This is a genomic window from Streptomyces prunicolor NBRC 13075 (genome assembly GCF_000367365.1).
GTDB lineage: Bacteria > Actinomycetota > Actinomycetes > Streptomycetales > Streptomycetaceae > Streptomyces > Streptomyces prunicolor.
Window position 1 is genome coordinate 1 of record NZ_BARF01000114.1, and the last position, 13,827, is coordinate 13,827.

The 13,827-nt window shown below is 69.6% G+C and carries 14 protein-coding genes and 2 pseudogenes; 12 read left to right on the plus strand and 4 right to left on the minus strand.

Going from position 1 to position 13,827, the window contains the following annotated elements; translation table 11 throughout:
- Nucleotides 1–72: 72 nt before the first annotated feature.
- Nucleotides 73–265: pseudogene (locus SPR02S_RS66355) on the plus strand (hypothetical protein); the annotation flags it as partial.
- Between the two features lie 46 nt (nt 266–311).
- Here the strand turns inward: SPR02S_RS66355 and SPR02S_RS46465 are convergent.
- The gene (locus tag SPR02S_RS46465) at nt 312–1,235 is read right to left on the minus strand and encodes a LysR family transcriptional regulator (protein WP_019063902.1); all 924 of its coding nucleotides are present in this window, start codon (nt 1,233–1,235) and stop codon (nt 312–314) included.
- Nucleotides 1,236–1,369: 134 nt separating this feature from the next.
- On the opposite strand from SPR02S_RS46465, the gene SPR02S_RS46470 reads away from it, so the two are divergent.
- On the plus strand, nt 1,370–2,209 hold the full coding sequence (locus tag SPR02S_RS46470) for an inositol monophosphatase family protein (protein WP_019063903.1): 840 nt from the start codon (nt 1,370–1,372) through the stop codon (nt 2,207–2,209).
- An 87-nt stretch (nt 2,210–2,296) separates the two neighbouring features.
- A complete protein-coding gene (locus SPR02S_RS46475; protein ID WP_019063904.1) occupies nt 2,297–2,893 on the plus strand; it encodes an NADPH-dependent F420 reductase in 597 nt (198 codons plus the stop codon).
- Nucleotides 2,894–2,921: 28 nt separating this feature from the next.
- Here the strand turns inward: SPR02S_RS46475 and SPR02S_RS46480 are convergent, their stop codons facing one another.
- Nucleotides 2,922–3,419 (minus strand): pyridoxamine 5'-phosphate oxidase family protein, encoded by a 498-nt coding sequence (locus SPR02S_RS46480; protein ID WP_019063905.1) that lies wholly within the window; start codon nt 3,417–3,419, stop codon nt 2,922–2,924.
- A gap of 83 nt (nt 3,420–3,502) precedes the next feature.
- Complete coding sequence (locus SPR02S_RS46485; protein ID WP_174447602.1) at nt 3,503–4,012, minus strand: winged helix-turn-helix transcriptional regulator; 510 nt, start codon at nt 4,010–4,012, stop codon at nt 3,503–3,505.
- An 80-nt stretch (nt 4,013–4,092) separates the two neighbouring features.
- On the opposite strand from SPR02S_RS46485, the gene SPR02S_RS46490 reads away from it, so the two are divergent.
- From SPR02S_RS46490 to SPR02S_RS46500, 3 genes are all read left to right on the plus strand, one after another.
- A complete protein-coding gene (locus SPR02S_RS46490; protein WP_019063907.1) occupies nt 4,093–4,905 on the plus strand; it encodes an SDR family oxidoreductase in 813 nt (270 codons plus the stop codon).
- 49 nt (nt 4,906–4,954) lie between these two features.
- The gene (locus SPR02S_RS46495; RefSeq protein WP_019063908.1) at nt 4,955–5,314 is read left to right on the plus strand and encodes a nuclear transport factor 2 family protein; all 360 of its coding nucleotides are present in this window, start codon (nt 4,955–4,957) and stop codon (nt 5,312–5,314) included.
- Between the two features lie 156 nt (nt 5,315–5,470).
- Complete coding sequence (locus tag SPR02S_RS46500; protein WP_019063909.1) at nt 5,471–7,270, plus strand: RecQ family ATP-dependent DNA helicase; 1,800 nt, start codon at nt 5,471–5,473, stop codon at nt 7,268–7,270.
- Nucleotides 7,271–7,343: 73 nt separating this feature from the next.
- Here SPR02S_RS46500 and SPR02S_RS65385 read toward each other — a convergent pair.
- A pseudogene (locus SPR02S_RS65385) lies at nt 7,344–7,424 on the minus strand (IS21-like element helper ATPase IstB); the annotation flags it as partial.
- Between the two features lie 151 nt (nt 7,425–7,575).
- On the opposite strand from SPR02S_RS65385, the gene SPR02S_RS46505 reads away from it, so the two are divergent.
- From SPR02S_RS46505 to SPR02S_RS46530, 6 genes are all read left to right on the plus strand, one after another.
- Nucleotides 7,576–8,601 carry a LacI family DNA-binding transcriptional regulator gene (locus SPR02S_RS46505; RefSeq protein ID WP_019063910.1) on the plus strand — a complete coding sequence of 342 codons (1,026 nt, stop codon included), beginning with the start codon at nt 7,576–7,578 and terminating at the stop codon, nt 8,599–8,601.
- 105 nt (nt 8,602–8,706) lie between these two features.
- Nucleotides 8,707–9,936, plus strand: coding sequence for a sugar ABC transporter substrate-binding protein (locus SPR02S_RS46510; RefSeq protein ID WP_043258970.1), 1,230 nt, complete (start codon nt 8,707–8,709; stop codon nt 9,934–9,936).
- On the plus strand, nt 9,929–10,909 hold the full coding sequence (locus SPR02S_RS46515; protein WP_019063912.1) for a carbohydrate ABC transporter permease: 981 nt from the start codon (nt 9,929–9,931) through the stop codon (nt 10,907–10,909). Before SPR02S_RS46510 ends, SPR02S_RS46515 begins: the two co-directional genes overlap by 8 nt.
- A 7-nt stretch (nt 10,910–10,916) precedes the next feature.
- Nucleotides 10,917–11,786, plus strand: a complete 870-nt coding sequence (locus SPR02S_RS46520) for a carbohydrate ABC transporter permease (protein WP_019063913.1) — start codon at nt 10,917–10,919, stop codon at nt 11,784–11,786.
- Nucleotides 11,783–12,616, plus strand: a complete 834-nt coding sequence (locus SPR02S_RS46525) for a ThuA domain-containing protein (protein WP_019063914.1) — start codon at nt 11,783–11,785, stop codon at nt 12,614–12,616. The genes SPR02S_RS46520 and SPR02S_RS46525 overlap by 4 nt, the downstream gene beginning before the upstream one ends.
- Entirely contained in the window at nt 12,613–13,761 is a 1,149-nt protein-coding gene (locus SPR02S_RS46530) for a Gfo/Idh/MocA family protein (protein WP_019063915.1), read from the plus strand. Before SPR02S_RS46525 ends, SPR02S_RS46530 begins: the two co-directional genes overlap by 4 nt.
- Nucleotides 13,762–13,827 lie beyond the last annotated feature (66 nt).

The following is a 13,827-nucleotide window of genomic DNA, read 5'->3' on the forward strand; positions in this document are numbered from 1 at the left end:
GGTGCTGGAAGGAAGCCGTCAGCCGAGAAGGGCACGGCGAAGAAGCCGTGACGCTCGGGCTGCGGCGCGGCCGTGGACGCGCGACCGCGTCGGACGTGAGTGGTGACCGCCCTGGTCCTGACCGTCTTCGCGGCCTTCGCACCCCTCCCTGTCCGGCAAGGGCGTCCCTCTCGACGAGATCTTCGTGCGCGACGCACCCTCGGCCGGCGCTCGACAGACGCTCGGGCAGCACTTCCCCGGCGGATCCGGCTACCCGACTGTCGTCCGGCTGTGATCGAGGGCAGTTTCCGGCCGGTGAAGACGCAGGGATGTCACCGTGCCGTCCGCCCCTCTCCGCTCACCGCGCCGGTCAGCGCGGTCCGCGCCAGATCTCGTAGCCAGATGTGCGCGGGGTCGGTGTCGTAGCGCTGATGCCACGACAGGTACACCGGAGCCGGTGGAAGGTCGAGTGGGAGCGGGAGCAGGACCATGCCGAGATCCGCGGCAGCCGAACGCGCCGTGGATTCGGGGGCGGTGACGACGAGATCGGAGCCCCGCGCGAACTCGAACGCGGCGCTTTCCGTGGGTGCGGTGACCACCACACGTCGCGTGAGATCGAGGCGCGCGAGAGCGTCGTCGAGGATGTTTCCGAGCCTGCCACGCCGCGAGACGCTGATGTGCTCCGCCGCGGCGTACCGCGCGGCCGTAACGGTCTTGACGCGGGTGAGCGGGTGCCCCCGCCGTACGACCACGACCTGCTCGCTCTCGGCCACCCGGTCGGCGTGGATCTCGGGTGCGGTCGGGCTGTCGGCGTTCGCTGCGAGGTCGACCTCACCGCGACGCAACTCCGGTGTGTCGATGCTCGATTCTGCGATGAAGCGCAGCCGCACACCGGGTGCCTGCCCGCGCACGGCAGCCAGCAGCGCGGGCCCGCCGAGGGCGACAAGCGCGTCGTGCCAGCGGAGCGTGAAGGTGCGTTCGAGTGTCGCGAGGTCGAGTTCACGGCTCGGCGCCAGCACACCCCGGACCTGCTGGAGCAGGTCGTGCACCTGTTCCCGCACGGCGATCGCGTACGGCGTCGGGGTCATCGTGCGCCCTGTGCGCACCAGGATCTGATCCCCCGTCGTACGCCGGATGCGGCCGAGGCTGCGGCTCATCGCGGGGGCGGTGACATGCAGGCGGTCGGCGGCACCGGCCACGCTGCCCTCCTCCAGCAGGGCGTCGAGCGCGGCGAGCAGATTCAGATCCAATTGCATGGGAGTCATCCTAGCCGTGCTTCACATGCACTTGATGTTAACGATGCCCTCTCCTACCTTCGAACTGCGGGCGCGGACGAACCTGGTCCTCGCTCGGTCAACCTCAATCCCCCTGCTCGGACAGGAGTACCGCCATGCCCGAATCGATGCGGAACACCGGCGATGCCACAACCACCGACCCCGCCGTCACCTCCGACGCCGACCTGCTCGCGCAGACCGAGATCGCCGTACGCGCGGCGGGTACTGCTCTGCGCGACCGCTTCGGGGACGTGGTCCCCTACCGGACCTTCGACGAGCTGATGCGCGCGCTCGCCGCCAACGACGACGCGGTGCTCGACCTCCTGCGCCCCCGCCTCACCGCCCTGCGCCCGGAGGCCCGCTGGGTGGAGGAGGAGTTGGCGGGTGGCGCCCTCCCTGCCGGCGAATGGTGGGTGGTGGACCCGGCCGAAGGCAACGTCAACCATCTGCACGGCCTGCCGGAGTGGGCGGTGACCGCGACCCTCGTACGCGACAACCAGCCGGTGCTCACCGTGGTCCACCTGCCGATGACCGGCGAGACGTACACCGCGCTCGTGGGCACCGGCGCTCACCTCGACGGCCGGCCGCTGCACGTGTCCCGGACCCCGGAGCTCGGTCTGAGCATCGTGGCCACGAGCCAGGCCAGGCCGGACGAGGACGAGAAGGTCGTACGGCGCGTCGGCGCGTCGATCACCGAGATGCTCGTCGACGCTCTCGTGGTACGGACGTCCGTGCCCGCCACCCTGCACCTGCTGAACGTGGCCGCCGGCCGGATCGAGGCCTTCTGGCAGTTCGCCGGAGCCCGTGCGGACCTGCTTCCCGGGGCCCTGCTCGTCACCGAGGCCGGCGGACGGATCTCCGACGTCGAAGGCCGCCCCTGGACTCCGGAGAGCGCGAGTTTCCTGGCCGCCGCACCCGACGTGCACGCCGATGCGGTCGCCACGCTCTCCCGCTGAACCCACGTACCACTGAGCCCACTTACCACTGAGCCCACTTACCACTGAGCACTGATCACTTTCGAGAAGCAGAAGGACCGGATCGACATGAGTGACATCACCGTTCTTGGCGGCGGCCGCGTCGGAGGCAGCCTGGCCACCGCCCTCACCCGGGCCGGGCACGAGGTGACCGTGGCGACCCGCGCGCCGGGCGCCGCCGCGGACGCCGTACGGACAGCGCGCGTCGTCATCAACGCCACCCCCGGCGCAGGCTCGCTGGAGAGACTCACCGCACTGCGCGCGGAGCTGCGGGGCAAGATCCTTGTGGATGTCTCCAACGCCACCGTCGACGGACCGGACGGACTGCCCGCCGACCTCCTCTACCCCGGTTCGAGTCTCGCGGAGCAGCTTCAGGAGGCGCTGCCCGAGACGCTCGTCGTCAAGACGCTCAACACGATGCTCCACTCGGTGATGACCGAGCCCTCCTCGCTCGCTCAGCCGCCCACCGCTTTCCTCTCCGGCGCGGACCCGGAGGCCAAGCAGGTCGTGCGCGGACTGCTCGTGGACCTCGGGTGGCGGCAGGAGTGGATCACGGACCTCGGCGGGATCGAGACGGCCCGGGCCGCCGAGGGCGCGATCCTGTTCGTACCGCATGTCATCCGGTCCAGTGGATTCGCGCCCTTCGCGATCTCGATCGCCCGCTGATCCACGTGCTCGGCGCGGCCTGCGCCGATCAGGCGTGCTCGCGCTCGGCGCGCCGCTTGACCAACTCCTCCACCGCGCTCGGCAGGGTCGTCTCGAAGTCGATCAGCTTCACCCATGTCGGCGTCACCACGATGCGGACCATGCCGTCGTAGAGCGAGCGGATCTCGGCCTCCCACTCGACCCGCTGCTCGGGCGTCATCTCGTAGGAGCCGTTCATCCGCAGGTACTCCTCCGGGATGCCGTCCACGACATCCAGCTCCGCCCGGCCCCGGATCAGCAGGATCCTGGGCGGATGCACCTCGGTGTCGATCGTCAGCGCGACCGTCGGGTTCTCCCGCAGGGCCGGGAGCTTCGGGGCGTTCTTCGTCGTACACATGACGATCTCCGAGCCGTTCCAGGTGAACGCGATCGGGACGTTCCGGGGCGTGCCGTCCTTGGCCACGTAAGCCAGCCGGAGCACGTCACGCGCCAGCAGCTCCCGGCTGATCGGCCGGCTCAGAATCTCGGTGATCTCACTCGCTCGCATGACCGTCCTCCAGGGAAGTCGTCGCCATCCGCCCCGGGGACGGAGCCGTCACCACGATCTCGACATCGGCATCCGCCGGGGAGTCAGCCCTCTCCTCCGGGAACAGCCGGACGCCCCGCATAGCGGTTGCGCATCGCGCCGCTGGCCGCGGGGCCCGCGGTGAAGACGTAGGCGGCACTGTCGTCGAGTCGGCGGCCGGACTTCGCGTCGACGACGACGGGCTCGACCTCCTCGCCGCTCTCCGCGTCGACGAGGATCATGCTGCGCTCCGCCGCCGTGAGGCGGGAGTTGCCCCAGGCGGCCAGGGCGACGATCACCGGGCGCAGGGAGTGCCCGAGTTCGGTGAGTACGTATGCGTGGCGCACCGGATTGGTCTGGTAGGGCCGGCGTTCCAGCAGGCCGTCCGCGACCAGGGTCTTCAGTCGTGTGGTGAGCATGCTGGAGGAGATGCCCAGGTTCTCCTGGAACTGGTCGAAGCGGGTGTAGCCGTCGAAGGCGTCGTGGAGGATCAGCAGCGTCCACCACTCGCCGACGTGTTCCACCGTCGTGGACAGCGGGCACTCGCGGTCCTCCAGCCTGATCCGACTTGCCACGGTGGCCACCCTCTCAGTTACTGCTAAAGTCGAAGTTAGTAGCTTCCATTTTAGCAGTTAGTACGGGAGTGGCGCCTGGCATGCCCGCGCCCGGGAACGGACTCGACGTGACCACATCCATCAGCGAATCCCTCGAAGGCCGACGAGCCCTGGTCACCGGCGGTACCAAGGGCACGGGAGCCGCGATCGCCCGACGGCTCTCCGAAGCCGGGGCGACCGTGCTGGTCACCGCCCGCAACCGCCCCGACGACGTCGAGGCGAAGACGTTCATCCCCGCCGACCTGTCCACCGCCCAGGGCGCCGCCGATGTCGCCTCCGAGGTGGACGCCCGCGTGGGAGGCGTGGACATCCTGGTCCACACCCTCGGCGGCTCCAAGGCGCCGGCCGGAGGGTTCGCCTCCCTCGGCGAGGACGAGTGGGCGACGGAGCTGAACACGAACCTGCTGGCCGCCGTCCGCCTGGACCGCTCGCTCGTGCCGCACATGATCGCCACGGGCAGGGGTGCGATCGTGCACGTCACCTCCATCCAGCGCCGCCTGCCGCTGTGGAACGGCACCCTGGCCTACGCCGCCGCCAAGGCAGCCCTGTCCACCTACAGCAAGGGCCTGGCCAACCAGCTCGCCCCGCACGGCGTCCGCGTCAACACCGTCTCGCCCGGCTTCATCCAGACCTCGGCCGCCGACGACCTCGTCGCCCGGATCGCCCACGAAGCCGGGATCAGCCAGGAAGCGGCACTGGGCCGGCTCATGGACTCCCTGGGAGGCATCCCGCTCGGTCGCCCCAACCGGCCCGAGGAGGTGGCCGAACTCGTCGCCTTCCTCGTCTCCGACCGCGCCTCGGCCATCGTCGGCGCCGAACACGTCATCGACGGCGGCACCACGCCCACCGTCTGAACCCACCGTCGCTCGACCGCCCGAACCCACCGTCACCGACAGGAGCGTCATGCACGACACCCAGCCCCGGACCATCGCCCCGAACGACCTGCCGGAGGTCATCAGCCGCTACCTCGCAGCACACCGCGCCCACGACACCGCAGCCGCGGTCTCCACGTTCACCGACGACGCCACCGTGATCGACGACGGCAACACCTACCGAGGGAGCGCCGCGATCGAGCGGTGGCTGGACCGTGCCGCCACCGAGTACACCTACACGATTGAACTGACGCACACTCAGAAGACCGACACGGCGCACTACATCGCCACCCACCACCTCGAAGGCGACTTCCCCGGCGGCACCATCGATCTCCACTACCGGTTCACCCTGCGCGACGACCTCATCGAACACCTCGTCATCGAACCCTGAGATCCTTCCAGCGGCACCTGGAGATCCACGAGCATCGGCGACACCCCTTGTGCCCAACGGAGTTGGGAGACACGGCCCCATCGCGAGGCGATATCCCGGCGAACCGGGGTAGCCGCCAGACACACGGCGGTTGGACGCCCCCATTCAAGGAGAACCATGCTCGCACTCACGTCCCGCCGTCTGCGCGGCACCGCCCGTCGGGTCTTCGGCTGGCAGCAGTTGCGTCCGGCCCAACTGAGTGCGATGAAGGCCGTGATGAAGGGGCATGACGTACTCGCCGTCATGCCCACCGGCGCGGGAAAGTCCGCCGTGTACCAGGTGCCCGCGGTCCTGCTCGGCGGTCCGGTCATGGTCGTCTCGCCGCTGATCGCGCTTCAGCGGGACCAGATGCAGAGTCTGCTCGGATCCGGCGCGCTGCGCACCGCCGCCATCAACTCGGCGCAGCGCCGGAGCGACAACGAGACGGCATGGGCCCGTATCAGCGCCTCCTCGGTCGACGTGGTCTTCCTCGCTCCCGAGCAGCTCGCCAAGCCGGACGTCACGGACCGGCTCGCCGCCGTCCGTCTCCGGCTGCTGGTGGTGGACGAGGCGCACTGCGTGTCGTCCTGGGGGCACGACTTCCGGCCGGACTATCTACGGCTGCGCCATGCGCGCGAACGGCTCGGCAACCCGCCGGTGCTCGCCCTGACCGCGAACGCGGCGGCCCCGGTACGGCGGGACATCGCCGAACGTCTCGGCATGAAGGACCCGGTGGAGATAGTCGCCGGCTTCGACCGCCCCAACATCCACCTGGACGTGTCGCCCTTTCAGGACGCGGCCGCCAAGGAGCGGTTCGTCCTGGAGCGGACGGCCGTCGAGGAGAAGCCGGGAATCCTGTACGCGGGGACGCGTAAGGCGGCGGACAGCTACGCCGAGCAGTTGAGCGACCTCGGACTGGCCGCCGCGAGCTACCACGCGGGCCTCTCCGCCGCCGAACGCCGCCAGGCCCAGGACCGGTTCGGCTCCGGTGAACTGGACGTGGTCGTGGCCACCTCGGCGTTCGGGATGGGCATCGACAAGGCGAACGTACGGTTCGTGCTGCACGCGTCCGTCCCCGGCTCGCTCGACGCCTACTACCAGGAGATCGGCCGGGCCGGCCGCGACGGGGCGCCGGCCAGGGCGATCCTCGCCTACCGCCCGCAGGATCTGGGCCTGCAACGCTTCTTCGCCACCGGCGCTCCCGACGCCGACGCACTGCGCCGCGTCGCCGAACTCCTGCGCGGCGAGGCGGCCGCCGTGAGCGCGACCCGGCTCCGGGCCGAGTGCGAACTCGGCGCGACGGCACTGTCCGCCGTGCTGAACCTGCTGGAGGAGACCGGAACCGTCCGCACCGGACGGGACGGCAGCCGCTTCATCGGCGCCGACGGCGCCTCCGCGGATGACGATCTCGACGCCGTTGTGCGGAGCGCCCTCGCCGTCCACGCCACACACCTCAAGCTCGAACAGTCCCGGGTCGACATGATGCGCGGGTACGCCGAGACGACCGACTGCCGGCGGCGGTTCCTCCTTGGATACTTCGGCGACTCCGGACCCGTACCGTGCGGGGCGTGCGACAACTGCACGGGTCCGGTGACCAAGCCGTATACGAGCGGGCTGCGGCGCGTGCGGTCCGTGAACGCGGGACGGCCCGACAAGGCGACCGCACGGCAACGCCGGTGGCCCCGGGCCGGTGCCCGCTCGGACGCCACAGCGGGTGCCGTCCGGGCGGCGGAGACCGTTGCACGCCCCGCGACGGACGACCACGCCTACCTGCCGGGCGTCCGCGTCAGCCACGACCAGTGGGGCCGGGGCGAGGTCATGAGCGAGGGCGACGGCAAGCTCACCATCCTGTTCGAGTCGGTCGGTTATCGCACCCTGTCGCTGGCCGTGGTGACGGACAAGCAGTTGCTCGTCGCCCTGCCCGACGCACCGCGCTGACGCCGGCTCCGCGATTCCCGCGCGGACCGACGCAGCCCTGCCCTGGCGGGCCTCGCCCGTCACCTCACCCGCAGTCGGCGGCCTCGGCGAGTTCGTCGACGAGCTCGGTGGCCAGGACGCACCTGACCCGGAAGCCGGCCATCGCGGCCTCGGTTGCCCGTGAGGCCGGAGTCCCGGGCCGGCGAAACTTTTTTCCTGCACGACCCTTGCCCCCCTTCGAGACCCCTCCCTACAGTCTCGTCCAAGTCAGTCGATACGTATCGACACCGCGTATCGACACCGAGGGAACCGAGGGAGGTGCTCGCATGGTGACAAGCCGGGACGTGGCCCGGTTGGCGGGCGTCTCCCAGAGCACCGTCTCCTATGTGATGAGCGGGCGCCGCTCGATATCCCCCGAGACCCGGCGTCGGGTCGAGGAGGCGATCGAGACGTTGGGGTTCCAACCCAACGCGGGTGCGCGGGCGTTGGCGAGTCAGCGGAGTCAAGTCATCGGTCTGGTCGTGCCGTTCGCGCCGGGGGCCGACATGACGGGGGTGCTGCCCTTCATCGAGACGATCACCAAGTGTGCCCGGGAAGAGGACCACAACGTCATCCTGGCCACCGAGGACGAGGGCGCAGAGGGCCTCACCCGGCTCAGCGACCAGTCCCTGTGCGACGCGATCGTGCTGATGGAGGTCGGGTCCAAGGACCCGCGCATTCCGGTGGCCGCCGGGCTGAGCGTGCCCGTCATCCTGATCGGCGTGCCGGACGACCCCGAGGGCCTGTACTGCGTCGACCTGGACTACACCCTGGCCGGACGCATGGCGGTGGACGAACTGGCCGACTCCGCGCACGACCGTGTCGTCCTGCTCGGCTACCCCCGTGACGTGCTGGCCCGCGACGTCAACTTCGTCCGCCGCTTCCTGCGCGGAGCCGAGGACGCGGCCGCGGCGCACGGTATCGCCTACGCCGAGGTGAGCCCGCCGGACACCAGCCGCGCCGGGGCCGAGGCCGCCCTGGACGAGGCGCTTGCCGAACTAGGGCCTGACGGCGGCCGGTTGGGGCTCGTCGTCCCCGATCCCCAGTTGATCCAGCCGACCTTGCAGAGCCTGCTGGACCGCGGTCTGGTTCCGGGCCGCGACCTGTCCGTCATCGGACTGTGCACCGATCGCACCGCCGAGACCTCCACTCCCCCCGTCACCAACCTCTCGCTGGAACCCAGGGACGTCTCGCGCCGCGCGATGAGGATCCTGTTCCGGCTGCTCAACCGCGAGAGCGTGCTCACCACTTCGACCGTCGAACTGGTCACCCCGCGTCTGACCCTGCGTCAGACCAGCCTGCCCGCCCGCTGATCCCCGCTGTTTCGTGTCAAGGGGGATGACGCGTCATTGCTGTCGATACGCATCGACACCCCGCGCGGTCCACCCGAGACGGCGCCGACCGAGGAGAGAACGAACATGGCTCAACGACGAGCGATCCTCAGCAGAACGACACCGACGGTGGCCCTCGCGCTGCTGGCGCCGCTCTCCCTGAGCGCCTGTGGTTCGAGTACCGGATTGTCCGGCGGCGCCGACACCCTGCGGGTGATGGACTACTACGCCGATCAGCCCGACAAGGGGATCTACGCGAAGGTCCTGGACGCGTGCGGGCAGCAGAACGGCGTGACGATCAAGCGGGAGGCCGTGGCCGGCCCGTCCCTGATACCCAAGGTGCTGCAACAGGCCTCGTCGCGCACCCTGCCCGACGTCCTGATGCTCGACAACCCCGACCTGCAACAGATCGCCGCCAGCGGTGCCCTCGCCCCGCTCAGCGACTTCGGCCTGAAGGCGGACGGATACGCCAAGGGCGTGGTGGACGCCTCGACCTACCAGGGCAAGCTCTACGGCCTGCAACCGGTGACCAACACGCTCGGCCTGTTCTACAACAAGGACATGCTCGACAAGGCGGGGGTCAAGCCGCCCACCACCTGGGCCGAGCTCAAGTCGGCCGCCAAGAAGCTCACTTCGGGCAAGCGGTACGGCATCGCCTTCGCCGCACCGGCCACCTACGAGGGGACCTGGCAGTTCCTGCCCTTCATGTGGTCCAACGGCGGCGACGAGGAGGATATAGCAACTCCCCGGACCGCACGGGCACTTCAGCTCTGGGTGGACCTGGTCAAGGACGGATCGGCCTCGAAGTCGGTGGTCAGCTGGGCCCAGGCCGACGCCAACGACCAGTTCGCGGCGGGCAACGCGGCCATGATGATCAACGGCCCCTGGCAGTTCCCGATCCTCGACAAGAAGGCGAGCCTGCACTACGGCGTCGTACAGATCCCCGTACCCAAGGCCGACGGAACTCCCGTCGTCCCCCTGGGCGGTGAGACCTGGACCGTCCCGCAGACCGGCAACGCGCAGCGCCAGGCCAAGGCCGCCAAGGTCGTCGCGTGCCTCAACTCCGACAAGAACCAGCTGTCGTTGGCCCAGCAGCGCCAGACCGTGCCGACGAAGACCGCGCTGATGGACAGGTTCGCCGCCGAGCAGCCCCGCATGAAGGCATTCACCGACCAGGTGCGCAACGCCCGCGCCCGCACAGGCGAGTTGGGCAAGGACTGGCCGAAGGCAGCCACCAAGATCTACACCGCGATACAGACCGCACTCACCCAGGGGGCGACTCCGGCGAAGGCACTGAAGCAGGCCCAGGATGGCTGACGTACTGCGCCGCGCGGTGCGGGCCAAGGGGCGTACGGTGCCGATCACGGACAGCGCCCCCGCGGGCCGGAAGCTCGGGCGGCTGGGGAAACGCGGCCGACGGGGCCAGTCGCACCTGCTGTTCCTGCTGCCCGCCCTGGCCTACATGGTGGCCTTCTTCGGCTACCCGGTCGTGAAGAACGTCGTCATGGGGTTCCAGCACTACACGACGACCACCTTCTACACCGGCCAGGCGCCCTGGGTCGGCCTCGCCAACTACCGGGCCGTCATCTCGTCCTCCGTCTTCGACAAGGCACTCCTCAACACGGCGCTGTTCACAGTGGGTTCGATCGCGGGGCAGTTCCTCACCGGGCTGGCGATCGCCCTGTTCTTCCGCCGCCGGTTCCCGCTGAACGGCGTGATGCGCTCCCTGTTGCTGTTGCCGTGGCTGGTCCCGCTGATCGTCTCCAGCGCGGTGTGGCGCTGGATCCTCGACCAGGACAACGGCGTCCTCAACCGGTTCCTCGGCGCCCTGTACCTCGTACAGGACCGTCCCGGCTGGCTTACCAGCACCTCGCTCGCGCTGTTCGCGGTGATCGTGGTCAACATCTGGATCGGGATCCCGTTCAACGTCGCGATCCTTTACGGCGGACTCCAGGACATCCCCGAAGAGTTGTACGAGGCGGCGGCACTGGACGGCGCCACGGGCTGGCGGGCGTTCCGGCACGTGACCTGGCCGCTGCTGCGGCCCGTGGTCAGCGTGGTGCTCGTCCTCGGCGTCGTCTACACGGTCAAGGTCCTCGACGTCATCCTCGGACTCACCAACGGCGGACCGGCCAACTCGACACAGACCATCGCCAGCCAGTCCTACCAACTCTCCTTCCAGCAGTTCGACTTCGGGCAGGGTGCCGCGCTCGGCAACATCCTCATCGTCATCTCGCTGGTCTTCGCCGTCCTCTACCTGCGCGCGAACCGCCGCGCCGTCGAGCAGTGAGGCCGTCATGGCAACCGTCACGCACACATCCGTCCGACCAGCCACGCACACACCCGTCCACCGGCGGCGCTCCCGTCGGCAGCCATGGGGATACACCGCCATCGGCGCGCTGATCCTGGCCGTGATGCTGTTCCCGGTCTACTGGATGGTCAACGTCTCCCTCCAGCCGGCCAACACCGCCGTGAGCACGCCCTGGTTCCCGACGCATCTGAACTTCCACGGCTACGCCACCGCGCTGAGCCAGCAGGGGTCAAATCTCCTGACCAGTCTGGTCGTTGCGGTGGGGAGCGTGGTGTTCAGCCTGATCATCGCGAGCCCGGCCGCGTACGCGCTCGCCCATGTCAACGCGCGCTGGGTCGGCCCCGTGCTGTTCGGGATCCTGATCAGCCAGATGGTCCCCGGGATCGTCGTGGCCAACGCGCTCTACAGCGCGTACAACGGCCTCGGGCTGCTCAACTCGATCCCCGGACTGATCCTGGCGGACTCGACCGCGGGCATCCCCTTCGCGATCCTGATCCTGCGCGCCTTCATGGGCAACATCCCCGCCTCGGTGATCGAGGCGGCCCGGGTGGACGGGGCGGGCAGGGTGCGGGCGTTCGTGTCGATCGTCCTGCCGATGAGCAGGAACGCCCTCATCACGGCTGGGCTGTTCACGTTCCTGTTCACCTGGAGCGACTTCCTCTTCGCGCTGACCCTGACGACGACCGAGGACGTCCGCCCCGTCACCCTCGGCCTCTACCAGTACCTCGGCTCCCACGTCAGCGACTGGAACGCGGTGATGGCCACCGCGACCCTCGCCTCGGTCCCGGCTCTCGTGCTGCTCCTGGTGGCACAGCGCTACATCGCCACCGGCGTGACCGGCGGAGCCGTCAAATGACCCGCCCCCAGGGCGACTTCGGAGAAAGGCAGAACACCCCTGTGACCACGTCTTCCGCACCGCCCCCGGCCCCGATCCGCGTGACCGTGTGGGGGGAGAACCGCCACGAGAAGATCGAGGAGCACGTGGCCGAGATCTACCCGCAGGGCATGCACACCACGATCGCCGAGGGCATCACGGAGAACCTCGGCGACGCCTGCACCGTACGCACCGCGACGCTGGACGACCCCGAACACGGCCTGACCGAGGAGGTGTTGGCCTCGACCGACGTCCTCACCTGGTGGGGACACGCCGCCCACGCCGAGGTGTCCGACGAGGTCGTGGAACGCGTGCACCGGCACGTGCTGTCGGGCATGGGCCTCGTGGTCCTGCACTCCGGCCACTGGTCGAAGATCTTCGTCAAGCTCATGGGCACCAGCTGCACCCTGCGCTGGCGCAACGGGCACGACCGCGAGCTGGTGTGGACGGTGAACCCAACGCACCCCATCGCCAAGGGAGTTCCGCATCCGCTCGTCGTCGAGGAGGACGAGATGTACGGAGAGTTCTTCGACATCCCCGTCCCGGACGAGCTGGTGTTCGTCAGCTCGTTCACCGGCGGTGAGGTGATCCGCAGCGGCTGCACGTTCCGTCGCGGCCACGGCCGGATCTTCTACTTCAGCCCCGGCGACCAGGACTATCCCGTCTACCACAACAAGGACATCCGCCGGGTGATCGCCAACGGCGTGCAGTGGGCGCGCACGGACCGGCCCGAGCGCAGCCACCCCGTGCTGCTGCGCTACGACACCGACGACTTCTTCAACGGCGTGGACTACTCGGGGCCGCTTCGATGACCCACCGGACCATCCCCTGCGGGCCCGACAACCCCCTGCGCGTGCTGGTGGTCGGGGCCGGCTCCATGGGACAGCAGTGGCTGACCACCGTAACCGCCGCGCCCGAGACCGCACTTGCCGGCATCGTCGACCTCGACCTGGACGCGGCCCGGCGGTCCGCGGCCGGTCTGGGCCTGCCGGACCTCCCGGTCGGCTCCGACGCGGTCGCGCTCTCGGCCGACACCGGCGCCCAGGCGATCATCAACGTGACGGTCCCGGTGGCCCATCACCCCGTCACCACCGCCGCGTTGTTCGCCGGGCTGCCCGTCCTCGGCGAGAAGCCGATCGCCGACACCCTGGCCCACGCCCTGTCGCTCGCCGCCGCGGCCGAGGTGAGCGGCGAGCTGTTCATGGTGAGCCAGTCACGGCGCTGGAACCCCCAACTCTTCGCCCTGCGCGGGATGTTGGGGGAACTCGGCGCGATCGGCACGCTGACGACCGAGTTCTTCAAGGCGCCGCACATGGGCGGTTTCCGCGAGGAGATGGCGTACCCGCTGCTGATCGACATGGCGATCCACGCCTTCGACTCGGCGCGCTTCCTGCTCGGTGCGGACCCGGTCTCCGCCTACTGCCAGGCGTACAACCCGCCGTGGAGCTGGTACGACGGCGACGCCGCCGCGAGTGCCGTCTTCGAGATGGAGGGCGGTACGCGCTATGCGTACAACGGCAGTTGGTGCAGTCCGGGTGCCGAGACCTCGTGGAACGGAGTGTGGCGGGCGAGCGGCGAAAAGGGCTCGGCGCAGTGGGACGGCGACAACGAGCCCGTGCTCGTGACCGACGTGCAACCCGCCGAGCGGCCCCGCTCCCCGTACTCCGACATCGCCGGAGCGCTGCGGGTCTTCGTCGAGTCGCTGCGGACCGGCAGCACGCCCATGGGCGAGGTGCACGAGAACGCCATGAGCCTGGCGATGGTCGAGGCCGCGGTGGAATCGGCCCGGACCGGACAACGCGTACTCGTCGACGACGTCCTCGACCAGGCGTACGCGACGGCGCTGCGCGAGGAGGACCGTCCCAACGTCCGTGCGGCCCTTGCCAGTTGGCCGTCGGTTCGCGGCGCCCTCACCTCGCACCAGACACCGCCCGCAGCCGCAGCCGCGTCCGCCTGACGCCCTACCGATACGGAGATCCCGTGCCCCGCCCTTCGCCCGACCCCGTTTCCGGCCGCCCCCGAC